General features: G+C 55.7%; 18 protein-coding genes, 3 tRNA genes and 1 pseudogene. 5 read left to right on the top strand and 17 right to left on the bottom strand.

The window, feature by feature from the left end; all coding sequences use genetic code 11:
* Positions 1 to 9: 9 nt before the first annotated feature.
* From KHU29_RS02540 to KHU29_RS02525, 4 genes are all read right to left on the bottom strand, one after another.
* Positions 10 to 1782 (bottom strand): ShlB/FhaC/HecB family hemolysin secretion/activation protein, encoded by a 1773-nt coding sequence (locus KHU29_RS02540; RefSeq protein WP_211451090.1) that lies wholly within the window; start codon positions 1780 to 1782, stop codon positions 10 to 12.
* A 214-nt stretch (positions 1783 to 1996) separates the two neighbouring features.
* Positions 1997 to 2533, bottom strand: coding sequence for a hypothetical protein (locus KHU29_RS02535; protein ID WP_211451089.1), 537 nt, complete (start codon positions 2531 to 2533; stop codon positions 1997 to 1999).
* A gap of 118 nt (positions 2534 to 2651) precedes the next feature.
* Positions 2652 to 2738: transfer RNA gene (locus tag KHU29_RS02530), tRNA-Leu, on the bottom strand.
* A gap of 146 nt (positions 2739 to 2884) precedes the next feature.
* Positions 2885 to 3157: a DUF4242 domain-containing protein gene (locus tag KHU29_RS02525; RefSeq protein WP_211451088.1), complete on the bottom strand. Its 273-nt coding sequence runs from the start codon at positions 3155 to 3157 to the stop codon at positions 2885 to 2887.
* Between the two features lie 262 nt (positions 3158 to 3419).
* Between KHU29_RS02525 and KHU29_RS02520 the strand changes: the two genes are divergently transcribed.
* The gene (locus KHU29_RS02520; protein ID WP_211451087.1) at positions 3420 to 4100 is read left to right on the top strand and encodes a dUTP diphosphatase; all 681 of its coding nucleotides are present in this window, start codon (positions 3420 to 3422) and stop codon (positions 4098 to 4100) included.
* On the opposite strand, the pseudogene KHU29_RS02515 reads toward KHU29_RS02520, so the two are convergent.
* The 9 genes and pseudogenes from KHU29_RS02515 to cysS all read right to left on the bottom strand — a co-directional run.
* Positions 4101 to 4778, bottom strand: a pseudogene (locus KHU29_RS02515) (ABC transporter permease subunit); the annotation flags it as partial.
* A 269-nt stretch (positions 4779 to 5047) separates the two neighbouring features.
* The gene (locus tag KHU29_RS02510; protein WP_211451086.1) at positions 5048 to 6478 is read right to left on the bottom strand and encodes an AcvB/VirJ family lysyl-phosphatidylglycerol hydrolase; all 1431 of its coding nucleotides are present in this window, start codon (positions 6476 to 6478) and stop codon (positions 5048 to 5050) included.
* On the bottom strand, positions 6475 to 9105 hold the full coding sequence (gene mprF / locus KHU29_RS02505) for a bifunctional lysylphosphatidylglycerol flippase/synthetase MprF (protein ID WP_211451085.1): 2631 nt from the start codon (positions 9103 to 9105) through the stop codon (positions 6475 to 6477). The genes KHU29_RS02510 and mprF overlap by 4 nt, the downstream gene beginning before the upstream one ends.
* A 202-nt stretch (positions 9106 to 9307) precedes the next feature.
* Positions 9308 to 9401, bottom strand: a tRNA-Ser gene (locus KHU29_RS02500).
* A gap of 125 nt (positions 9402 to 9526) precedes the next feature.
* Positions 9527 to 10777, bottom strand: a complete 1251-nt coding sequence (locus KHU29_RS02495; protein WP_211451084.1) for an aspartate kinase — start codon at positions 10775 to 10777, stop codon at positions 9527 to 9529.
* 125 nt (positions 10778 to 10902) lie between these two features.
* Positions 10903 to 12360, bottom strand: coding sequence for a tRNA lysidine(34) synthetase TilS (gene tilS / locus KHU29_RS02490; protein WP_211451083.1), 1458 nt, complete (start codon positions 12358 to 12360; stop codon positions 10903 to 10905).
* 2 nt (positions 12361 to 12362) lie between these two features.
* On the bottom strand, positions 12363 to 13337 hold the full coding sequence (locus KHU29_RS02485; protein ID WP_092411921.1) for an acetyl-CoA carboxylase carboxyltransferase subunit alpha: 975 nt from the start codon (positions 13335 to 13337) through the stop codon (positions 12363 to 12365).
* Positions 13338 to 13427: 90 nt separating this feature from the next.
* Positions 13428 to 14078: a DNA-3-methyladenine glycosylase family protein gene (locus tag KHU29_RS02480; RefSeq protein ID WP_211451082.1), complete on the bottom strand. Its 651-nt coding sequence runs from the start codon at positions 14076 to 14078 to the stop codon at positions 13428 to 13430.
* 4 nt (positions 14079 to 14082) lie between these two features.
* Positions 14083 to 15504, bottom strand: a complete 1422-nt coding sequence (cysS, locus tag KHU29_RS02475) for a cysteine--tRNA ligase (RefSeq protein WP_211451081.1) — start codon at positions 15502 to 15504, stop codon at positions 14083 to 14085.
* Positions 15505 to 15741: 237 nt separating this feature from the next.
* On the opposite strand from cysS, the gene KHU29_RS02470 reads away from it, so the two are divergent.
* The 3 genes from KHU29_RS02470 (at position 15742) to KHU29_RS02460 (ending at position 17723) form a co-directional block, all read left to right on the top strand.
* Positions 15742 to 16344 carry a peptidylprolyl isomerase gene (locus KHU29_RS02470; protein ID WP_211451080.1) on the top strand — a complete coding sequence of 201 codons (603 nt, stop codon included), beginning with the start codon at positions 15742 to 15744 and terminating at the stop codon, positions 16342 to 16344.
* 63 nt (positions 16345 to 16407) lie between these two features.
* On the top strand, positions 16408 to 16899 hold the full coding sequence (locus KHU29_RS02465; RefSeq protein ID WP_211451079.1) for a peptidylprolyl isomerase: 492 nt from the start codon (positions 16408 to 16410) through the stop codon (positions 16897 to 16899).
* A 32-nt stretch (positions 16900 to 16931) separates the two neighbouring features.
* Entirely contained in the window at positions 16932 to 17723 is a 792-nt protein-coding gene (locus tag KHU29_RS02460; RefSeq protein WP_211451078.1) for a UDP-2,3-diacylglucosamine diphosphatase, read from the top strand.
* 150 nt (positions 17724 to 17873) lie between these two features.
* On the opposite strand, the gene KHU29_RS02455 is transcribed toward KHU29_RS02460, so the two are convergent.
* The 4 genes from KHU29_RS02455 to rnr form a co-directional block, all read right to left on the bottom strand.
* On the bottom strand, positions 17874 to 18608 hold the full coding sequence (locus KHU29_RS02455; protein WP_246541360.1) for a YceH family protein: 735 nt from the start codon (positions 18606 to 18608) through the stop codon (positions 17874 to 17876).
* A 30-nt stretch (positions 18609 to 18638) separates the two neighbouring features.
* The gene (gene cysE, locus KHU29_RS02450; RefSeq protein ID WP_211451077.1) at positions 18639 to 19388 is read right to left on the bottom strand and encodes a serine O-acetyltransferase; all 750 of its coding nucleotides are present in this window, start codon (positions 19386 to 19388) and stop codon (positions 18639 to 18641) included.
* 143 nt (positions 19389 to 19531) lie between these two features.
* A complete protein-coding gene (gene rlmB, locus KHU29_RS02445; protein WP_061540435.1) occupies positions 19532 to 20275 on the bottom strand; it encodes a 23S rRNA (guanosine(2251)-2'-O)-methyltransferase RlmB in 744 nt (247 codons plus the stop codon).
* Positions 20276 to 20362: 87 nt separating this feature from the next.
* Positions 20363 to 22828: a ribonuclease R gene (gene rnr / locus KHU29_RS02440; RefSeq protein WP_211451076.1), complete on the bottom strand. Its 2466-nt coding sequence runs from the start codon at positions 22826 to 22828 to the stop codon at positions 20363 to 20365.
* A 145-nt stretch (positions 22829 to 22973) separates the two neighbouring features.
* Here rnr and KHU29_RS02435 point away from each other — a divergent pair.
* Positions 22974 to 23058 (top strand) — tRNA-Leu (locus tag KHU29_RS02435).
* The last annotated feature ends 150 nt before the right edge of the window (positions 23059 to 23208 follow it).

Raw genomic sequence — 23208 nt, 5'->3', positions numbered from 1 at the left:
TGTGATGAATTAATACTGATAACTCAGGTTGAAACCGATGGCCGGTGTGGCAGTACGGAAGCCTTGAGGCTTGTACAGCGACCAGCCGGAAAAGATGTCATAGCTCAGGCCGAACAAGCCGCCCCGCACGCCGACGGTGGCGCCAGCCAGTTTGTTGCCCAGTAAATACTGCACGCTGGGACCGTAGACCTTGCCGAAATCAATGCCGGCATAGGCCGACTGACCGCTTTGGGCCAGTGGGATGTCGAGTTCATTGCGCGCGAAGAAGCCGCGCTCGGCCGCCAGCGTCAGTTCGCCGTCGAAGCCGCGCACGGTGTAGCGATTGCCGATACTGAATTGATCTGTCAGATACAGCGGCGAGCGCGTGTTCTGGCCACGCAAAGTGCCGATGTAGGTCAGCGGCTGGCTTGCAATCTTGAACGGCACGCTCAGGGTGGCGTCAATCGATTGCAAGGTATAGCGGAAGGTCGGTGTTCGGGGTTCGCGATTGTCCAGGTCTGCTTGTCCGTTGAACCAGGAGACGCCCCAACGGTTGGCCAGCGCCACGTCGAGCTGGGCGTCGCCGAAATAGTGCTTATGGACCCAGGCCAGTTCAGCGAAGGTAGTATTGCGTTGTTGCACGGCGATTTCGGTATCGTCGATAAAAGCATGGCTCCAGCGCTTGCCGACCTTGAATTGCCAGCTATTCTTTTGCACTTGATCGCGCTGGAACAATTGCGCAATCTTCACTTCCAGGTTGCGCGACTTGCCGCTGGAAATGAAATCCTGATTATTGCCGGCGATTTGCTGGTGGTAATCGTAAGTGCTTCCCGAGACCGAAAAATTCCAGTAACCGGCCGGAATCGCGTAATAGATATTGTTACCGCTGGTGCCGCGCTGGCCGGCCTTGCGGTCGGCGTCGGTACTGATACCGATGTTGAACATGTCGGACAGACCGAGTGGATTGTCGACGGCCAGATTGAGACCGGCCTGCAGCTTGCCAGTGCCCTTGGCGCCGCTGTCATCAAGCGTGCCGGTCAGTTTCCACGGCTTGCTGCGCTTCACTTCGATCACCACATCGCTCTCGCCCGGAACTTCACCAGGTACGATTTGCATGTCTACATCCTGGCTCGGTACGCGCTTCATCTGCTCCAGTCCCTGTTCGAGGTCGCGCAGGTTGAGTAGCGCGCCGGCATTTGTCGGGAAAGCATTGCGCCAGGTGCCGTAGAGGCTGGTATCGGTAAAGCGGATCGCGCGGATTACGCCGGGAACCAGCACCAGCTTCAGTGTTCCGCTGGCCAGGTCTTGCTCGGGAATACCGACACGCGTGGTGCTGTAGCCTTTGCTCAGGATCAGATTGGTCAGGCGTTTGACTATCAGGTTCAAACCTTCCTTGCCAATACAGGCGCCGGTGTACTGTCGTAAATAATCCTGAGCAAAACGAAAGGGATCGTGGGGTAGATCGCTGGCGCCGGCCGTGCGAATCGTCTCTGGCAATTGACTCGGCACTTCAAGTGCGAATTGCTGAATCGCGAAGCAAGGCGACTCACTTGGCAGCGTCGACGTATCGAGTGTTTCTACCGGCACAGCGGTTTGCAGATTGACCTTTGGTGCTTGCAACTGTTGCTGACGCTCCAGCGCTTCAGCCTGGCTGCGGCGGCGTTGTTCCTCGCTGGCTGAAGTTTGGATCGTTTGAGCCAGGCCGTCGTGCATGACGGTCGCCACTAGCAGACTGACGCCCACTCCCCTTGCTAATGCCGATAAGCTGCCACCACCCTGGTTTGATAAGGTGTACTTCCCCATGTGTTGCCTTCTTTATTATTTCCCCGAGGCACGATTTTACAAAATAGCATCATATTTTCCTAAGGAAACCTTTTAAAAAAATATGGATTTTTCAATGTATGACAAAACTGTTGCTAACTGACATCGTAAAATTTCAATACGGCAACACTCCAATCGACAAAGGCATCAGAGGCGTCAATGCATTGCGAAAATTAGTCGAAGCTGAAATTGATAATTACGTGTATGCGGTACTGCTGGGGACTGTCGGTACACTTCTTACCCGCGGTTGGGTAAAGGCGCCGATCGACTGCGTGTTCTCGCGCAGGCGAGCACCGGCGCCAAACTTTATTTCCTCATTTTCGGCGGCAGTGAAGTGGGGGGGAATCGTGACGTTGGCCGCAGTCGACCACTCGCGTGTGGTGTTCTGCCGAGTGCCGTTGTTAAAGCCGGTAAGCGTATAGGCCGAAGTGTCGATGGGGCTGCCCCCGCTCACGACGTTGTAAGTGGGAAAATTCGAGCTCGCCGTATTGTTGTATGTCACGGTTGACGGACCGGGATTGGAAAAATCCGAGTTGTAATCGTATGGCTTATCGTAAGAGCCAACAGTATGCGCCAGCCAGTAATCAATCTTCATGCCACCAAGATCGTTTTTACCTCCAATCGTGAATACTTTGGTGTCGATGGTTTCTTTTTCGTCGCGCAAAGTCTTGTCGAACCTGACGCCTTGCTCGGTAAAACTGCCATCCCACAAACATTCCACTCTGACAAACATTCTGCTACCCCAACAAAACACTGTATGAATAAACAGTATATTAGAATTTTTGCGGAAAAGATTGTGGATTGCGGAAATAATGAAAAAAGGCCCTCATCGCTGAGAGCCTTGTATTCAGTGGTGCCCGAGGCCGGACTTGAACCGGCACACCCTTACGAGCGAGAGATTTTAAGTCTCTTGTGTCTACCGATTTCACCACTCGGGCAATTCTGCCGTTTCGAAGAAACGCGCAAAACATGTATCCGCAGCAATTACCTGCGTTACGGGACAGGGCCGCATTCTAACAGGTTCTTATTGCCAAGGCCATCCTCTGATGCGCGCTTACCCGTTCTTACCCTATACACGGTGGCACTACTCTGCGGTAGTCGGATCAATTACCGAGACAACTTCGGAGACACGATTTGCGGGGAAGCCTCCTTGCTGGGCATGCTCTCGAACCTGCTCTTCATTCGGCGCGATGTAAACGCAATAGATCTTGTCGCCGGTAACGTAGCTTTGAAGCCATTGAATCTGTGGTCCCATCTTGCTCAGGACGCCGCACGACTTCTGCGAAATGGCACGAAGTTCTTGCTCTGATAACTTCCCGGCCCCGGGAATATCACGTTCAATAACGTACTTTGGCATGGCATTCTCCTTACATTGATTTCCGAGCAAGCATCGGGCTCGTCAGCTCCCGCTAGCCGGCTCCTCTCGTCACGTACGTCGTGACATCTGACAGTTATACACCGCATCGGCCAGTCAGGATTGTTGAAATTTCCAGAGCATGCCGATGCGAAATACCTATCACTTTTGATAGGTTGTCTAAACAGAATTACCTGCCTATCCTAAACCTAATTGCGTTGGCGCGAGCCCATGGCATTCTGATGCACGGACGAGGGTCTGTTTAATGAAAAAAATAAGCTACGAACAGGCATCAGCCGTCATGAAACTGCTGGCCGTACGGAATGGTACTGCGAATGCAAACTGGGTGATATCGGACTACCCGCATATGCGCGGCGTGCTGGTAGAGGCGGTCGAAGCACTCGACTACTATGGCTGGAAATGGTGGAGCAAGCAGCCCAGGGATTTTACCCAAGTGCAGTTGAAACTCGTTGATATCCTGCATTTCACCCTGTCTCACATCCTGAACGAATGCGACGGCAACCTGGACGCTGCTGCAATTACGCTTGTAAAACGTTCCGACCCGGAGTTATCCAGTTGCCGTTTCGATGGCCGCGAGTATGTAATAAGTAAATGCGACATTCCTCAACTATTGGAATTGATCGCCGCCTTTGCCGCCAGTCGACGCAACAATGTACCCTTGCTAGAGGTGACTTTTCACGCGTCTGGATTGAATTGGGATAAGGCCGTGAATCTATACACGTCCAAGCATGTACTATGCATCTTTCGACAGAATAATGGATACAAAGAAGGCCGCTACACGAAGATTTGGAGAGGCAAAGAAGATAATATCCATCTGCTTGAACTCGTCTGCTCCCTTGATTCCGCTGCTTCCGATTTCCAGCTTCAGCTCTACCAGCGCCTGGAAGAACGTTATGCATCCCTTTCTCCAACACTAGCTGGCTGATCAAGCCGTTGTCGTTGCAAACGGCGCCGATACGCCGCTGACCGCCCCCATGGACAACAAACGCTGCGCCATGCAAAAAAAAAAGCGAACAGCAATACGCCGATCACAATCTTGGTCCACCACGAACTCAACGTGCCGTCGAATGCAATCAGGGCCTGGATCAGGCCGAGGATGAGCACGCCGGTCAGCGTACCGGGGACGTAGCCGTAGCCGCCGGTGAGCAAGGTACCGCCGATCATCACCGCGGCGATCGCGTCCAGTTCCGTACCCTGTGCATGCAAGGCGTAACCGGATAGCATGTAGAACGAAAACAAGACTCCGGCCAAGGCTGCGCAAAATCCGCTGAAGGCGTAGACCATCACTTTGGTACGCCCTACCGCCAATCCCATCAGCAGCGCTGACTGCTCGTTGCCGCCGACGGCATACACCGCCCGCCCGAAGCGGGTGTAGTGAGCGATGTAGATTGCCAGCGCGAGCACAAGCACGACGATCACCACGCTAGGCGAAACGAACGCGCAAAAAACTCGATGCGGGCTTGCGACAATGTCACATATAACGGCTGGTCGATCGTAATCGAATCGGCGAACGGGCAAGCTGCCCGCCGCCTGTAGCAACTTTTATGTTTTTGGATAGATAAAATCTATGAAGGGCGCGACCCATGCCAGGAGCTAATCCGGCCATTTTCCAATGAATTTTTTGACGTTTCAGATACGTGTTTGAGTATCTGTGCGGCAATGCCGGGGCTTGTCAGCTGATACAGATTGATCAGGCGCATTTTGGACAAAAAAAAGCCCGCTAACTTTCGTTGCGGGCTGAATCCAAACCTTGAGAGGTGTTGGAGGAGACAGAGACACTATATCGCACTGCAGCATCTCAGTCTGCTTGATTGTTGTGATACCAGATATTCACCAGGCAGATATTGCAAAGTGGCGCGGGATCGTCCTTGCCTATTTCCGCGCCGCGTCCAGAACCAGGCCGGCCAGCCGATCATAATTGCCATCGAAATGATGACCGCCGCTCAGCTTCAACAATTTGACATGGTTTGCATCCAGGCCCGGGCACGCAGAATCGGTTTCTTCGCTGCCGTATATGCACATCGCCAGACCCGCAGGCAATTTTGCGACTTCGGGCGGAATCGGCAGGCCGTCATTGATGGAGCTGATCCAATTGGTAAGATGAAACTGGAAATCGGCTTTTTTACCCAAGCCCATCATGACTATCAACGGCACGGACGCCAGCGCCCTGCCTGACAAGCGGCTAGCCACAAACGGCAAGACATCGGCGCCTTGTGAATAGCCGATCAACACGACCTTGTTTTTCTTCCAGCGCGCCATATAAAACTGCATCAGACGCTCCACATCTTTTGCCGTCGATGCCGGGGTGCGAGCGCTCCAGAAATAGCGCAGCGAATCGATGCCGACTACCGGCACGCCGCGCTTGGAGAGTGCAGTTGCGACGTCACGGTCAATCCCGGCCCAGCCGCCATCGCCGCTAATCAAGATGACCATGGTGTCGGCATCACGGACAGGTTCCGCTTGCGATTGGCCCAGTGCCGCTACCTCGACCACCGGCAAATCGGACACTGCCGCAGGCGGTGCTTGTACCGTTACCGCTTGTTTCGCATTCAGGCTGGCATACGCCGCTTTCAACTGTGCCAACCCGCCTTGATCTGTCCCAGGCGCCACGGTAAGCTCAGCACCAGCGACACTGGCGGCGAAGGTGCGTGTAACGCTAGCTTCGCAACGCCCAACTGCGGGTACTTTTTCATCGAGCAAGATGCGCCACGCTGCGGGCAATCTGGAAACTGGCAACAGATCCACGCCCACGCCGTTTGCGCGTGGTTTGAAATGCACGTTCTCCCCCTTGCAAAGCGGCTTGCGCAAACTCAAAGCGGGGCAAAATCCCAGCGATATGGCACCGCTGAAAGTGTTCGCGGGCGCCTGTGCCAACATGGCGTAGGCAAAGCTCGCGCCGGAACCGTCGCCCACCAATAGCGGCGGATAATATCCCGGCACCTTTTCATACGCCTGCACAAAGCGGCTCAGGTTTTCCAGATCGCCGTCAGGAAATGCGCAGTCGCCGCCATCGGCATTCAGGCTGGCAAATAGTTGCGGCGTACTGATGCCTGCCACCAAAGCACCTTGCTGCGCCAGCGCGCGCGCCCTATCGGCGGCGCTCTTGTCCCAGCCGGCATCGCCTGAAAGTAGCAAGACGACGCCATTGATGGCTGCCGTCGGCCGATAGACTTCAATATTCTTGAAGCGGCCGTGGCTTAAGCTGTGGTGCGCATCGCCGGCGCTTACCGTGCTTACTGCATTTGCCGCATTGCCGATGAAGGCCATTGTGCACAGCGCCAGGCACATGAATTTCTGCTTCATTTACTGATAGCTCCCTTGAGGCCGCCGCTAATCAGCGCGGCGGTATCGGTGAAGGCGAACAACGGTCCCAGGCCGCCCTTGGTGACCAGATAGCGCGCCTCCCACACCGGATCGAACTTGTCTTTGAAATTGCGCAGGCCGCGGAAGTTATAGAAACGCCCGCCATGCATGAACAACATGCGTCCAAAGCGTTGCCAACGCGGCGCCAGCTGATGATCTTTCATGCCAGACATCGGCGCCATGCCTAGACCGAAATGCTGAAAACCCCGCTCCTTGAAATACAGCATCAATTGAGAGAACAGGAAATCCATGGTGCCTGGCGGCGCATCCGGTAATTGCCGCATCAAATCGATGGCGGCTTCGATCCGCAATACTTCGGGGCACATCAAGCTGGCAAAGGCGATGATTTTCCCTTCGCGGCGAATCACTGCAACCGGCTGGCGCAGGATATAAGCTTCATCGAAACCACCCAGCGAAAAGCTTTTTTCGCGCGTGTCTTGATCGGCCAGCCACGCATCGGAAACCACTTTGAGTTGGTCCAGCAACGGCGGCAACTGCTCAACCGCCAGCATCTCGAAATTCAGGCCTTCGCGCTCGGCCCGATTGACGCCATGCCTGAGATTGGCGCGGCGCGGGCCTTGCAGGCTGAATTGATCGAGCGGCACGTAGGCCTCTTCACCCAACTTGTAAACCCGCAAACCGGCATCCAGATACAACGGCAAGGATTGCGGCCGCACTTTATAGAAAGCCGCGCGTCCGCCATGGCCATCGGCCAGTTCGATAAAGCGCCAGATCAGCTCCGACCACTCTTTCTGGTCGCCGACCGGATCGGATAAGGCGACCCAGGACCGATTGTGCTTGGCAAACATGATGAAGCTGTTGCCGGAAGCAGAAAACAGCAGGCTTTTATCGCCCATCAAGGCCAGGCAAGCATCTGCCGCCGGCTGCTTGCGCACGATCTCGGCGGCGCGCTGCAACTCTGCTTCGCCCGGACGTTCGGCGGCGCCGGTAGAGCGCCGGAACAACTGCCACAAGCCGAGGCCCAGAGCCATGATGGCCACCACCATCAGCGTCCGCATCGAGCGCGGCGCATAATCGTCAAATGCAAATTGCCACCACATGCGGTCGGCAAAATCGATATCGCGATACGCAAACAACAGTATCCAGCCGCAAGCCGCGAGCACGCAGGCAACCGCAATCAGCCAGCCGGGCTCGAAGGTTTGTGAAAACAATGACGAACGCCGGTCGAATTGTTTACGCGAAATCACCAGCAACGAGGCCAACAGGAACAGCACGATGAATTCGGAAATGGCGATACCCTTAGGCAGCGCCAGGATCCCGGCGATCACGGTCAGCACGAGCGATGCCCACCAGGCCGCATCGAGCCGATGCAACAAGCCGCGCGCCAGGAACAGCATCGCCAAACCGGCCACGCTACCGATCAGGTGCGATGCTTCCACTACAAACAGTGGCACATGCAGTCTCAGCAGTTCTTCGGCATGGCGAGTGGCTGGTGTCACGCCGGATATCAGCAACATGGTGCCGGTCACCAGCGTCAACGCCGTGAGCAGCCACGGCGATAATTTCACCGCCGCGCGCGCCACCGGCGCACCGACGCCGGAACGCATTTCAAATGCAGCGAGCAAAATCGTTGCCAGCAACAGCGGCAGCAGAAAATAAACGCCTCGATACAGCAGCAAGGCAGCCGCGATGTCGCTGGTTGGCGCGTGATTGGCGCAAGCCAGCAAGATCACCGCCTCGAATACGCCGACACCGCCCGGCACATGGCTGATCACGCCCAGCGCCATTGCTATCGCATAGAACGCGACAAAGGTCGGCAAATCGATTACGCCGCTCGGCAGCAAGAACCACAGGGTTGCCGCCGCCGCACTCAAATCCACGGCGGAGATCAACAATTGACGCAGGGCCAGGCCGGCTTCCGGCAAACGCAAATTCCAGCGCCCGAACAGCAGCAGATCACGGCGCACGCGGCACAGGATGATAAAAGCGGCGACACCCAGCAGCACCACACTGGCGATCGCCCGCAATAGCCAGCTCGGAATATGCGCCAGCGCCTGGACCTGTGGCGCGCCCCACAGCAAGCCGATGGCGCCAAACGTAGTCATGCCGAGGCCGAACGCGCCGGCATTGAAGGCGATGGCCTGCGCCACCTGGGAGGCTTCGACGCCGCTCGCCGTGTACAGGCGCATGCGTATCGTACCGCCGGTCAGCACCCCGAGTCCGACGGTATTGCCGAGTGCGTAGGCAATGAACGAGGTCAAACCGATGGTGGTTCCTTTGACCTTGGCGCCGACGTAACGCAAGCTGGACACATCGTAGCCGGCCAGCGACAGATAACTGACTGCCGTCGCCAGCACCGCCAGTAAAAGGTTGCTCGGCGGCGTATGTTTGACCGCATGCACGATGCTGCGATAGTGCACGGTGGCGAGCAAGGTATGCAAGGATTTGAATACCATCGCGCCCAGGATCAGCACCAACAGCACCGTCAGCCAGAAGCGCCAGCTTACGCCCGTCTTCTGGACGACAGAAGTGATGCCAGAAGTAACGTCGGGAGTAACGGCAGGCGTCGGATTCTCAGTTTGGGATGGGGATGAATGATGTGCCATGAAACCTTTATCTATCCGGCTGAACCTCGATCAGGCCACCCGTTGACTGCTATAACACTGGTAAGAGCCAGTTTACGGAGCAAGGTTCGCTACAGCAAGTAATAAACTGACAAAGAAAAGTCCCGCAAAAACAAAAAAAACCGCATCAGCACAAGGCTAGAAGCGGTTTTTTGTACGTTCTCAACATTGCAGAACATGTTCTTGGAGGAGGCGGTGGGAGTCGAACCCACGATACAGGTTTAAGCCCATATGCTTCCTTAGCAGGGAAGTGCCTTCGACCACTCGGCCACGCCTCCAAACTTAAACGGCTTTTTTACAACGCCGCGTTAAGGACACGAATAATAACTTTTCATGCGGTTTTGGTCAATAACGCCATGCAAGATTATCAGTTTTTTTCGAAAAATTTTTCGATTAAGCGCGATTACGCGCTTTCCAGCCCAAAAGCCTTATGCAAAGCGCGTACCGCCAGCTCCATGTACTTCTCATCGATCAGCACCGAAATCTTGATTTCAGAGGTCGAAATCATCTGGATATTGATGCCCTCTTCCGCCAGGGTACGGAACATTTGCGAAGCGATGCCGACATGGCTGCGCATGCCTACGCCCACTACCGACACTTTGGACACCTTGGCGTCGCCTGTGATGCTAGCGGCGCCGATATGCGCTTTGACCTTCTCGTTCAGGACATCCATCGCCTTGGTGTACTCGCCGCGCGGTACGGTAAAGGTGAAGTCGGTTTTGCCATCGACCGACTGATTCTGGATAATCATGTCGACTTCGATATTGGCATCGGCGACTGCGCCGAGAATCTGGTAGGCGATGCCGGGACGGTCAGGCACGCCGAGTACGGTGATCTTGGTCTCGTCGCGATTAAACGCGATGCCGGTAATGGTGGCTTGTTCCATCTTGGTGTCTTCCTCAAACGAAATCAGGGTGCCGGAAATTGCTTCTTCTTCCAACGGCATTAATGGGTCAGTCAGCGAAGACAGCACGCGGGTTGGCATCTTGTAGTTGCCGGCAAATTCGACCGAGCGAATCTGCAGCACTTTAGAGCCCAGCGATGCCATCTCCAGCATTTCTTCAAAGGTTACGGTCTTCAGGCGGCGCGCATCCGATACCACGCGCGGGTCGGTGGTGTAGACACCGTCGACGTCGGTATAGATCATGCACTCCGCAGCCTTCAGTGCAGCGGCCACGGCGACTGCCGACGTATCGGAACCGCCACGGCCCAGCGTCGTGATATTGCCCAGGTCGTCGACACCTTGGAAACCGGTGATGATCACCACTTTGCCGGCATCCAGGTCTTGCCGCACTTTGCCATCGTCAATCGAACGAATCCGGGCTTTGGTGTGGGCCGAGTCGGTTTCAATGGCGACTTGCCAGCCCGCGTAGGATACCGCGTCCTTGCCTATCGCATGCAAGGCCATGGCCAGCAAGGCGACCGATGCCTGCTCGCCGGTGGCGGCCAGCATATCGAGTTCGCGTGGATCGGGCTGGGCGGTAATTTCTTTTGCCAGAGCCAGAAGACGGTTGGTTTCACCGGACATCGCGGAGGGCACCACGACGATTTGGTGGCCGGCGTCATGCCATTTGGCGACGCGCAGGGCGACATTCTTGATGCGCTCGGGTGAGCCCATCGAAGTGCCGCCGTATTTGTGGACAATTAAAGCCATAGGGAATGTAGGTGGGTGCTAGAAGCGGGTGTGGTGCAAAAAATAAAATCAACCCTTTACTGTACCCGCAACGGCCGATTATGACAAGAGGCTTACCAGAGAGAAAGTACGGGCAGCGATACAGCTCAGCTTAAAATATCTTGCTTAAATGCAATCTCATTGGCTTGCCAGCGCAGGCTGATATGCGGCCCCGGCCCGCTCGCCAATTGCACGCAATCCATGCCGATGCCAGCCGCAAACAGGATCTGCTTGCCACTGCTCACCAAAGGCAGGCGTTCACGCTCCCAGGGCGGCACGTCGAACGCCTGGTAATGATATTTGATGCTTTTTGTGGGGCGGTTAAACGCCAGCTTGAGGCGCTCGCCGCCGGACCGATATTGAATTTGCAAAGGTTGCGCGCGTAACCAGTCGGCGGCAATGCCCTGCTCTGCCTGGTCAAAATGCAGCACCCCGCCGAATTCAGGAAAATGCAACTCGGCCTCGCCATTCCAGCGAAACGCTTGCGGCTCGATCTCCGAGCGATCGATATCGTCGCGCGGCGTCAGGAACACGCGGTTCCTGTGACGGCGGATATGGCAATCCGGATGTGTCACGCATAATTGCGCATCGGCTTTAGCTTCCAGCAATTGCTGGCGCATTTCACTCAGCCAGGCGCTGGATGGCATGCGCAGATGATGCAAGCCGAACCAATAGCGCAGCAGATTATCGATCCGCTCGCCGCTCAACTTGCGCACGTGCTCCAGATCAAGGCATGCGCCATCCGCGCAGGTGGCCATGTCTTGCGCCGCCAGATCGACCAGTAATCGTTGCGTGGTCTGCATATGCCCGGAACTCCGCGAGAAACGCTCCTGGAACCCAGGGAAATATTGGGCTAGCACCGGCATGACTTGCTGGCGCAAGGCGTTGCGGGCATAGCGTGGATCGTGATTCGATTCGTCTTCGATATACGTCAGCTGTTGAGTTGAGACATATTTTTCTACATACTCTTCCAATGCTGCACGCGACACTTTCAACAACGGCCGCGCCATCAGCAACTCGGCGTCACCCAGCAAAGTCGACGCCGTGTTCCAGCGATCCATGCCGGACAAGCCGGCCGCACCGGAGCCGCGCAACAATTGCAGCAACACCGTCTCAGCCTGGTCATCCAGATGATGCGCGGTCAACAGCAAAGGAACCTGATGCTGGCGGCACAAATCGCCCAGCGCTGCGTAGCGGCTGATGCGGGCCGCCTCTTCCACACCGCTCTTGTCACGGTTGTGCAATTCGATGCCTCGTGTATCGAATTGCACATTCAGCTTTGCGCAAGTCTCTGCACAATGAATTTGCCATTGATCTGCGTTGGGACTGATGCCGTGATGGATGTGGAAGGCGAATAGTTTGATGCCACGCGTGCTGGCATAGTGCGCAGCCGCATGCAGCAGGACGCTGGAATCCAGCCCGCCGCTATAGGCGACTGCCAGCCGCGCGGGCCACTCTTGGGTAGTTGCAGGAACGACAGCAGAGTGCGCTTGTGCGGCTTGCGCGATCTCCGCCAGGGTAGCTTCCAAGTACGCGCAGATACTTGTAGTAGATGAATTCGACACGCCTATTCTGCAGCCAGCACTTCCTTGAATTTACCGTAGCTCATCAGTTTTTCATGGCGGGCATTCAACAGGTCCTTGGTCTTGACACCTTGGAACTGGCGCAAGGTATCCGCCAGTGCGCGCTTCAACAGGGAAGCCATCTGCTTCGGATCGCGATGGGCGCCGCCCAACGGTTCGCTGACGATCTTGTCGATCAGGCCGACTGCTTTCAAGCGATGCGCGGTCAGGCCCAGAGCATCGGCCGCATCGGATGCGCGCTCAGCGGTTTTCCACAGGATCGAGGCACAACCTTCAGGTGAAATCACCGAATAAGTTGCGTACTGCAGCATCAGGACTGCATCGCCGACCGCAATCGCCAAGGCGCCACCGGAACCGCCTTCGCCGATGATAGTGGCGATCAGCGGCACTTTCAATTCCGCCATCGCGTACAAATTGTGGCCGATAGCTTCCGACTGCCCGCGTTCTTCCGCATCGATGCCAGGGAACGCGCCAGGAGTATCGACAAAGGTGAAGATCGGCAGGCCGAATTTCTCCGCCACTTTCATCAGGCGCAGAGCCTTGCGATAACCTTCCGGCTTAGGCATGCCGAAATTACGCAATGCGCGCTCTTTGGTGTCGCGCCCTTTTTGGTGACCGATCACCATGCAAGCCTGGCCGTTAAAGCGCGCCAGACCACCGACTATCGACTGGTCGTCGGCGTAAGTGCGATCGCCGTGCAACTCATGGAAATCGGTGAATATTTCATTCACATAATCCATGGTGTATGGGCGTTGCGGATGACGTGAAATCTGAGAAACTTGCCAAGGAGTCAGTTTTGCGTAGATATCCTTAGTCAACTGCTGGCTTTTTTTCGACAAGCGGTCGATTTCTTCCGAAATATCTACCGCGGAGTCGTCCTGGACAAAACGCAGTTCTTCGATCTTGGCGTCTAACTCGGCAATCGGTTGTTCGAAGCCGAGAAATGTTGTTTTACTCATATTATTCCCTTGATTAAACTGTCACTGCGGAGAAGGTTACTTAAATAAGTTACTTAAATAAGTTACTTAAAGTAACTATCCGACAATGACTTAATATTCTGCAGACACCGCATCCAGGCTACGCCATAGATACCAGGTCGCCACGGTGCGCCACGGCTCCCAGTTGGCAGATACCTCGCGCGCATCGCTACGCGAAACCGGCTCTCCTGAAAAGTAATTGACACTAATGCCTTTAAGCAACCCCATGTCATCCAAAGGCAAAATATTGGGCCGGAGCAAATTAAATATCAAAAACATCTCCGCTGTCCAGCGTCCGATGCCGCGAATTTGCGTTAAATCCGCGATGACCGCCTCATCTTCCATCTCCTGCCACTGCTCGGCATTGACCCGTTTCGCCTTGAAATGATCGGCCAGATCAAGAATATAGTCTGCTTTACGCTTAGACAAACCGCAAGCAGCAAGTTGCTCGGGGCCGGCTTTTAATACCTGGGCGGGAGTGGTTTTAGGACAGACTAACAGAAATTTTTGCCATACAGATTCCGCTGCCTTGACGGAAATCTGCTGACCGACTACCGAACGCGCCAGCGTGGTAAACGCTTCGCCGCGGCCAACCAGATGCAGGTCGCCGAATTGCGGGATCAATTTACGCATGATGCGGTCGCGCTTCATCAACTCAACTTTGGCGTCCTCCCAATACGAAGGCACAAAAAAGGAGGTGTCGACAGCTATCGGTTTTTGCATACGGTTACGCCCTTCGCCATTCGGTCTGACCACCGGGCTTATCTTCCAGCAAAATGCCATCGGCCTGCAGCTCCTTGCGGATCTGGTCTGCGGCAGAAAAATCCTTGGCAATTTTTGCTGCTTGACGAGATTGAATTTTGAGTAGGATATCTTGCTCTGACAAAGCAGCTTGTGCAATGCCATTTCCGACAACATCGTTACCTGCGAGTGCACGGCCTTTCAAAAAATCTTCAGGAGTACGCTGCAACAGTCCCATTACGCCGGCCAGATTTTTGAGTTGGCGCGCCGCTGCCGGCGAGCGATTCTTATTGACTTCATTGGCCAGATCGAACAAAGCCGAGATGGCCATAGGCGTATTGAAATCGTCATCCATGGCTTGCGCCAGGCGCTCGGCATGGGCCTCGCTCCAGTCCAGCGGCTCAGCGTCGGCCGGCACTTCTTTCAATGCTGTATACAGACGTGTCAGCGCATTCTTGGCGTCATCCAGATTAGTATCGGCATAATTCAATGGACTACGGTAATGCGCCCGTAGAATAAAGAAACGCACCACTTCCGCATCATATTTTTTCAGGACGTCGCGAATCGTGAAAAAATTTCCCAAGGACTTGGACATCTTTTCATTGTCGATGCGCACAAAGCCGTTGTGCATCCAGTAATTGACGAACTGATGGCCATGCGCGCCTTCCGATTGCGCGATTTCATTTTCATGATGCGGAAACTGCAAATCCTGGCCGCCGCCGTGAATATCGAACTGCTCACCCAGCAATTGCTCCGCCATGGCGGAACATTCGATATGCCAGCCCGGCCGGCCATGCCCCCAGCGCGAGTTCCATTTAACTTCTTCCGGCTCGCTCTCTTTAGCGGCTTTCCACAAGACGAAGTCGAGCGGATCGCGCTTGCCGACATTGACGTCGACGCGCTCGCCGGCGCGCAAATCGTCGAGCGACTTGCCCGACAACTTACCGTAGCCGGCAAAATCGCGTACTGAATAATTTACGTCGCCGTCGCCGCCCTGGTATGCCAAGCCCTTATGCTCCAGCTTTTCGATCAGGGCCAGCATCTGCGGCACGAACGCCGTCGCACGTGGCTCGTGATCCGGCTTTTGCACGCCCAGCGCGGCCGCATCCTCATCCATGGCTTGAATGAAGCGGCCGGTCAGCTGCGAGATCGTTTCGCCATTCTCGACGGCGCGCTTGATGATCTTGTCATCGATGTCGGTGATATTGCGCACATAAGTAACGTCCAATCCCGACTGGCGCAGCCAACGCTGCACCATATCGAACACCACCATCACCCGTCCGTGACCAAGATGGCAATAGTCGTAGACCGTCATGCCGCAGACGTACATGCGGACCTTGCCTGGTTCGATTGGAGAAAACAGCTGCTTCTCACGCGCCAGCGTGTTATATATTTTCAGGTCGCTCATGGGAAGTTACGGCTTAGGGCACAGAAATAAAGCACAGAAATATTGCACGCCGTTCCATCTGCCCGCACTGTTACCGTGCGAGACATCAGAACAACCGGGTACAACTAAATAGCCAAAACTCTTTTGCAGTGCTTAGTTTGATAAAATGTTGCTTTTCGCCGCAGTATATCATTACTGAAATCCGAAAATGCAGCACATGAGATACGAACACGGTACCACTTACAAGAAGGAACTTTGATGCCAACACCTCTTCGCTTGACTTTTCGCTTGCCGCGCCGCACCTTTACAATGGCGCTTGCATCAACACTTGCAGCTGCCTGCCTCATAGGTAATCCGTCGTTTGCCAGCGCTGCCGACAAGCCGCATGTTTTGTTGAAAACCAATATGGGCGACATCGTCATCGAACTGAACCCGGAAAAGGCGCCGAAGACTGTCAAGAATTTTTTAAGCTATGTGAACAGCGGCCACTATAACGGCACCATTTTTCATCGCGTCATCAACAATTTCATGATCCAGGGTGGCGGCATGACCAAGGACATGCGTGAGAAGCCGGCGCCAAACAAGGTAGAAAACGAAGCCAAGAACGGCCTCAAGAACGTACCATATAGTGTTGCCATGGCCCGCACTTCGGACCCGCAATCGGCTGGCGCGCAATTTTTCATCAATGTAAACGACAATGAATTCCTCAACTACCCTGGCCGTGATGGCTGGGGTTATGCGGTATTCGGCAAGGTCATCAAAGGTACTGACGTTGTCGACAAGATCAAGAACGTGAAGACCGCTTATCAAGATGTGCCGACCACCCCGGTTATCATCGAATCGGCTAAAGTAACCAAATAAAACCGGATTTTTACTTCCTTTTTTCCAACTTCTTCAACCTCCATCAATTTAATAGGAAATACCATGGCTGTCCTTCTCACCACCAACCACGGCAAGATCAAAATCGAACTCGACGCAGAAAAAGCGCCGAAGAGCGTGGAAAATTTCCTGGCATATGTCAATGCCGGCCACTATAACGGTACGATTTTCCACCGCGTAATTCCAGGCTTCATGGTCCAAGGCGGCGGCTTCGAGCCTGGCATGAAACAAAAACCGACCAACGATCCGGTCGAAAACGAAGCCAAGAACGGCCTCAAGAACGAACCGTACACCCTGGCGATGGCCCGTACTTCGGCGCCGCACTCTGCGTCCGCGCAATTTTTCATCAACGTCAAGAACAATAGCTTCCTCGACTATCCAGGCCAGGACGGCTGGGGCTATTGCGTATTCGGCAAAGTGGTTGAAGGCACCGATATCGTCGACAAGATCGAAAACGTAAAAACCACGCGTACCGGCATGTTTGCCGACGTACCGGTGGATGACGTCATCATCGAAAAAGCCGAAGTAGTAGCTTAATCCTGGTTTAGCTTCTTCTTTTAGCGCATCCTATGACAGCTTCAGTCTCGAACCAGCCCGGCGCCGCCGTTGCTTTATTTATTTCCGACCTGCATCTGCAGGCGGCGCACCCGCGCACTACGCAAGCCTTCCTGGATTTCCTGCGGGAACAGGCAATACGGGTGCCGCAACTGTATCTGCTGGGCGATTTGTTCGAGTACTGGGCTGGCGACGACGATCTGGAAACACCGTATAACCGTGAAATTGCCGAAGCGATCCGGCAAGTCAGCGATAGCGGCGTACAGGTTTTCTGGATCGCCGGCAATCGTGATTTCCTGGTTGGCGAAAGCTTCGCGCAAGCGGCCGGGCTGACCATGTTGCCTGACCCATCGGTAATTACGGTGGGTGGCCGCCGCCTGACAATCGCCCATGGCGATGCGCAATGTACCGACGATCTTGCCTACATGCAGTTTCGCGCGCAGGTACGCCAGCCGCAATGGCAAGCGCAATTTCTGGCGCTGCCGCTGGCGCAACGCAAGGCAATCATTGCCGGCGTCCGCAAAGAAAGCCAGGAAGAGCAGCGCCACAAATCCATGGAAATCATGGATGTCAATCCGGCGGCGGTGGCCGCCTTGTTTGACACTACCTCTACCACCACCCTGATTCATGGCCACACCCACAGGCCGGCACGCCACCATTCCGGTGACGGAGAAACCGCCCGTACGCGTTATGTGTTGCCGGATTGGGAGTATGACGTCAAGGCGCAAAGAGGCGGCTGGATTGCGATTGACGCGAATGGCGTGATTCGGCGCTTCGGCCACGATGGCCAGGAACTCACAGATTGAGACGTAGGGTGGGCAAGGTTTTTTGCCCACGCGTGACCGCGATAACCGGAGTGAGGGCCTCCGCGGCACGGAAATAGGCGCATGTACGTGGTGTAAGTTCACGCGTGGGCACAAAGGCGTGCCACACCCTACCCGTTGCGGCGAGAGCGATTAGTCGAACTGTCGCTTGAACTCGGCAAACTGTGCCGACAAATCATCCATTTGCCGCCGCAGGCTGACAACTTCTTCTTCAAGCTGGGCGATCCGGTCCTGACTCCCGCTTTTCACCACTGAGGCGCTACCGGCCATTGCATCGGCAATTGCCTGCTGTTCCAGTATTTCCTCGCCCGCCAGCAAATGGGCGTAACGCGACTCCTTGGTGCCGGGCGCTTTCGCCAGGCGCGCCACTAACGGCGGATACTTATCGACCAGGAATTGCAAGGCCGCTTCAACGTCCCCGACAGAGGCGAATTCATGCAGCCTGCCACTACGGCTGCGCAACTCGCCTGCGGTCTGAATCCCGCGCAGCATCAAGGTGGTCAATACCGCGAGCTTGTCTTGCTCCAGCAGCCATTTGACGCGCATCCGGTGTTCGTATTTGGCTACCCGTGCGCCCGCCTGGTTCACCTCGACCACCAGCTTGCGCTGCATCAGGCGATGCAAGACATCCTGCACCGTCGACTCGGCGATGGCCATCACCGGATCGCGACTGGACAACTGGTTGCAGCCATTGGTCAAGGTATTCAAGGACAAGGGGTAATTGTCCGGCGTCAGCGCTTCTTTTTCTGCCAGCACCGCCAACACGCGAATTTCAAACTGATCGAGAAACTCATCGGCGCGGGCAGAATCCGCTGCTTGCTCGCCATCATTGTTACCGACCGGAATACCGTCTACTTCTTGATTCATAGCCCTCTCTCCTGGCGCACCGCCACCATCTTACTCAACCAGTTTGTTGAGCTGGTCCGGATCAAATTTTTCGAGTTCAGGCAAGCTCTCGCAAGCAATGCCCGATTTCTTCAACAACGCAATAATGCGGTCAATCTGATGTTCCTGCGCAGCGGCGTTGTCAATCAAGCCATGCAAGGCCTTGGACAGAGGATCATCGCCGTTGGGCGTGACGCCGTAAGCTGCAAACATGCGGGCCGCAGCTTCATCCTTGCCGCTGTTGCTTTCTTTCAAGACGATGCGCGCTGGATTACCGACTGCAGTCGCTCCCGGTGGTACTTCTTTGACCACCACCGCATTGGAACCGATCTTGGCGCCCTCGCCGACAGTAAAACCACCCAGCACCTTGGCGCCGGCGCCGATGATCGCCCCGCGCGCCAGGGTTGGATGGCGTTTGGCACCCTTGCTCAGGGAGGTTCCGCCCAGGGTCACGCCTTGGTAAATGGTGCAATCGTCGCCGACTTCGGCGGTCTCACCGATCACCACGCCAAAACCATGGTCGATGAACACGCGCCGGCCGATGGTTGCGCCGGGATGGATTTCGATTCCGGTCAAAGTACGGGCAATCTGCGAAATGAAACGTCCCGGCCATTTGAAGCCGTTATGCCAGCAATGATGCGCCCAGCGATGCAGGATGATGGCATGCAAGCCCGGGTAGCAAGTCAATACTTCCCACTGGGTGCGAGCGGCGGGGTCACGTGCCATGATGTTGGCAATGTCTTCACGAATGCGGCTGAACATAAGGATGTCGAATCAATGCGGAGGCGTAATGTTATTCCAAATTACGCCTGCCGTCTTTTGCTGCGAGAGTCCGGAGGTTAGGGAGGCCGGCAAGCCGGCAAACCGGTTTCAGACTGGATCAGAATGGGTACGGCGGAATGGGATCAACAACCCTTTACCATGCGTTGGCGGCGGGCTTCATACAGGCAGACGCCGGACGCTACCGACACATTCAGGCTTTCAACCGAACCGAACATCGGCACGTTGACCAGCACGTCGCAAGTTTCGCGCGTGAGGCGGCGCATGCCTTCGCCTTCGGAACCCATGACCAGCGCTGCCGGGCCGGAAAAATCGGCTTCATACAAGCCTTTCTCGCCGTCTTCGCTAGTGCCGATCAGCCAGATTTCACGCTCTTTCAGCTCGCGCAAGGTGCGCGCCAGATTGGTCACGGTGATGTAGGGGACGGTTTCCGCAGCGCCGCTGGCGACCTTGGCGGCGGTGGCATTCAAGCCGACCGCGCGGTCTTTCGGTGCAATCACGGCATGCGCGCCGGCACCGTCTGCTACCCGCAGGCAAGCGCCCAGGTTGTGCGGATCGGTGATGCCGTCGAGAACCAGCAACAGCGGCGGGCCGACAATCGCGTCCAGCAATTCGTCCAGGTTACGTGCCAGCGACAACTCGCCGGCTTTTGCTACCACGCCTTGATGGCGGCGCGTGCCGACGATATTCGACAAACGCGCATCATCCACCGGGATCACACGTACGCCAACCGCCTTTGCGGCATTCAGCAGTTCTTGCATGCGGCGGTCGACGCGGCCGGCATCCACATAAATCTCTTCCACCGACGATGCTTCATGACGCAAACGCGCGGTGACGGCGTGAAAGCCGAAAATCATTTTACTTTTCATATTCTATCTATCAGGGTCTATCTTCAATCTATTACAGGGCCTATCTACTGCAGGGTCTATCTTTTGCAAGACGATCTTTTACCAGGCCTATCTTTTACGTTTGCTGGATTTCGTGAACGCCTTCGGTGCACGCGTCTTTTCAGGAACGATTGCCGCCTTGGCCTTCTTGGCTTTACTTGCCTTACTCGGGCTGGTGGTCCTGGCCGCAGTGGTGACGCCGCCGGTTTTCTTAGGTGGCGCCGCCTTGGCCCCGCCTTTTGGCTTGGCGCTGCGCGCTTGCTCATTGTCGGCACGCCGTGCCTCATTCTTGAGTACGGTCTTGATACCCGGCTCGTTGACCAGGCGCAGATCTATCTTGCGTGCGTCCAGATCAACCCGGCTCACCTGCACCGTTACCCGGTCAGTCAGCTGATAACGGATACCGGTACGCTCACCGCGCAATTCGTGGCGCGCTTCGTCGTACTGGAAATAATCCGCGCCAAGCTCGGTGACATGCACCAGGCCTTCGATGTACAACGCATCGAGCTGGACAAAAATACCGAACGTGGCAACGCCGGAAATCACGCCGGTGAACTCTTCGCCCAATTTGTCGCGAATGAAATAACACTTGAGCCACGCTTCGACATCACGCGAAGCCTCATCGGCGCGCCGCTCATTGGCGGAACAATGCACGCCGAGTGCTTCCCAGATAGCCAGGCTGCCTTCGTTTTTCTTCTTGCCCGCCGCCTTGTCTTCCGCCTGCTTCTTGCGGCCGGCCGGCGACAGCATGGTGTTCAGGGCGCTGGTGTCCAGGCCTTTCGGATCATAGCGCTTGCCTTGCAGGATCGCCTTGATGGTCCGGTGCGTCAGCAAATCGGGATAGCGCCGGATCGGGCTGGTGAAATGCGCATACGATTCGTACGACAAACCGAAGTGGCCGATATTTTCCGGGTTATAGACCGCCTGCTGCATGGAGCGCAACATCATGGTTTGCAACAGCAAGGCATCCGGCCGCGCCTTGATCTTCGGCATCAGCTCGGCATAATCGGAGGCCGACGGCGTATCGCCGCCAGCCAGCGTCAGGCCGACCTGTTTCAGGAAGGTGCGCAGTATCGTCAGTTTTTCCTTGGTCGGGTGCGCATGGATCCGGAACAGACCCGGATGCTTATGACGCTCCATCAGGTCGGCGGCACAGACGTTGGCCGCCAGCATGCATTCCTCAATCACCTTATGCGCATCGTTGCGGGTGCGCGGCAGGATTTTCTCTATCTTGCCGGCGGCATTGCAGACGATGTAGGTTTCAGTGGTTTCGAAATCGATAGCGCCGCGGGCATGGCGCGCTTGCAGCAATGCATGGAAGACTTCATACAGATGCAGCAAGTGCGGCACCAGGCCGGGACGCTTGGCTGCTTCCGGGCCCTTGGTATTGCCCAGGATGGCCGCCACTTCGGTGTACGTCAGGCGTGCCGCCGAGTGAATCACCGCGGGATAGAACTGGTAAGCCTTGATTTCACCCTTGGCGCTGATCACGGCATCGCACACCAGCGTCAGGCGGTCGACGTCGGGATTGAGCGAACACAGGCCATTGGACAGTTTCTCCGGCAACATCGGAATCACACGACGCGGGAAATATACCGAAGTGCTGCGCTCCAGCGCATCGACATCCAGTGCATCGTTAGGTTTGACGTAATGGCTGACGTCGGCAATCGCCACAATCAGCCGGTAACCGTTGGTGCGGCCGATCTTGATCGGTTCGCAATAGACGGCATCGTCGAAATCGCGGGCGTCTTCGCCGTCGATGGTTACCAGCGGCACGTCGCGCAAATCGACGCGATCACCCAGGTCGGCAGCACGTACTTCACCCGGCAGCTTGGCGGCCAGCTTCTTGGCGGCTTCGGAAAACTCGTGCGGCACGCCGTATTTGCGCACCGCAATTTCAATTTCCATGCCCGGATCGTCAATATCACCCAGGATTTCGACAATCTTGCCGACCGGCTGGGTAAAGCGCGAAGGTTGCTCGGTCAGCTGGACGCTCACTACTTGCCCGGCCTTGGCTTTGCCCGGCGAACCGGCCAAAATAATGTCCTGCCCGATGCGCTTGTCTTCGGGCGCGATCACCCAGACCCCGTTTTCATTGAGCAAACGGCCGATCACATGGGTATTCGCGCGTGACACCACCTCGACAATCGTTCCCTCGGGACGACCGCGGCGGTCAGTGCCGACGATGCGCGCCTGTACCCGGTCGCCATGCAGCACTTTCTGCATTTCCTTTTCGGGCAGGAAAACGTCATCGCCGCCCTCGTCCGGGATCAGGAAGCCGAAACCGTCACGATGGCTGCTGACGCGGCCCTCGATAAAGCCGGGAGAATTGGTCAGTTTGTAGATGCCGCCGCGGTCGGGCTTGATTTGCCCGTCGCGTTCCATGGCATTCAGGCGGCGCGTCAAACCATCCATTTCATCGGGTTTGACATTTAGCGCGGCGGCTAGAGCGGCGGCGTTTTGCGCCTCGGAAGAGGTGCGCAGAAGGCCGAGAATTTCCTCCCGGCTGGGGATTGTGTAGGAATATTGGCTCAAAAGGCTATTTTCAACAGGTTGTTATTCATCAAGGCTCAGTGTAACGGAGGATTATCAGATTCTCCTAACCAAGCAATTTATATCTTCATATCGTTATGACTGAGTTGACTTATTTTCAGGTTAGCTTATAATCTTGCTCTCTCAAGCCCACGTGGCGGAATTGGTAGACGCGCATGGTTCAGGTCCATGTGCCGCAAGGTGTGGGGGTTCGAGTCCCTCCGTGGGCACCATATACCATAGACTAGACCCTTCCCGGGGTCTAGCTCTCCGCAAAATTCCCGGCATTTCCCGATTTATCGGGATGCACAGTGGATGTCAGGATTAACATCCTTATTAATAGTGTTAAACCCAGTGTTAAACCCAGTGTTAAACCCAGTGTT

It is taken from the genome of Collimonas antrihumi, from assembly GCF_018304965.1.
Lineage (GTDB): Bacteria > Pseudomonadota > Gammaproteobacteria > Burkholderiales > Burkholderiaceae_D > Collimonas > Collimonas antrihumi.
This window is presented reverse-complemented; position numbering and strand designations above follow the sequence as displayed.

What these genes read in the sequence shown, in the direction of transcription:
- KHU29_RS02455 (WP_246541360.1), bottom strand. Translation starts at nt 18,608, where the DNA reads ATGAATCAAGAAGTAGACGGTATTCCGGTCGGTAACAATGATGGCGAG.
- cysS (WP_211451081.1), bottom strand. Translation starts at nt 15,504, where the DNA reads ATGAGCGACCTGAAAATATATAACACGCTGGCGCGTGAGAAGCAGCTG.
- rlmB (WP_061540435.1), bottom strand. Translation starts at nt 20,275, where the DNA reads ATGAAAAGTAAAATGATTTTCGGCTTTCACGCCGTCACCGCGCGTTTG.
- KHU29_RS02485 (WP_092411921.1), bottom strand. Translation starts at nt 13,337, where the DNA reads ATGAGTAAAACAACATTTCTCGGCTTCGAACAACCGATTGCCGAGTTA.
- KHU29_RS02510 (WP_211451086.1), bottom strand. Translation starts at nt 6,478, where the DNA reads ATGAAGCAGAAATTCATGTGCCTGGCGCTGTGCACAATGGCCTTCATC.
- KHU29_RS02495 (WP_211451084.1), bottom strand. Translation starts at nt 10,777, where the DNA reads ATGGCTTTAATTGTCCACAAATACGGCGGCACTTCGATGGGCTCACCC.
- KHU29_RS02520 (WP_211451087.1), top strand. Translation starts at nt 3,420, where the DNA reads ATGAAAAAAATAAGCTACGAACAGGCATCAGCCGTCATGAAACTGCTG.
- KHU29_RS02525 (WP_211451088.1), bottom strand. Translation starts at nt 3,157, where the DNA reads ATGCCAAAGTACGTTATTGAACGTGATATTCCCGGGGCCGGGAAGTTA.
- KHU29_RS02465 (WP_211451079.1), top strand. Translation starts at nt 16,408, where the DNA reads ATGGCTGTCCTTCTCACCACCAACCACGGCAAGATCAAAATCGAACTC.
- KHU29_RS02460 (WP_211451078.1), top strand. Translation starts at nt 16,932, where the DNA reads ATGACAGCTTCAGTCTCGAACCAGCCCGGCGCCGCCGTTGCTTTATTT.
- mprF (WP_211451085.1), bottom strand. Translation starts at nt 9,105, where the DNA reads ATGGCACATCATTCATCCCCATCCCAAACTGAGAATCCGACGCCTGCC.
- KHU29_RS02480 (WP_211451082.1), bottom strand. Translation starts at nt 14,078, where the DNA reads ATGCAAAAACCGATAGCTGTCGACACCTCCTTTTTTGTGCCTTCGTAT.
- KHU29_RS02470 (WP_211451080.1), top strand. Translation starts at nt 15,742, where the DNA reads ATGCCAACACCTCTTCGCTTGACTTTTCGCTTGCCGCGCCGCACCTTT.
- KHU29_RS02535 (WP_211451089.1), bottom strand. Translation starts at nt 2,533, where the DNA reads ATGTTTGTCAGAGTGGAATGTTTGTGGGATGGCAGTTTTACCGAGCAA.
- KHU29_RS02540 (WP_211451090.1), bottom strand. Translation starts at nt 1,782, where the DNA reads ATGGGGAAGTACACCTTATCAAACCAGGGTGGTGGCAGCTTATCGGCA.
- cysE (WP_211451077.1), bottom strand. Translation starts at nt 19,388, where the DNA reads ATGTTCAGCCGCATTCGTGAAGACATTGCCAACATCATGGCACGTGAC.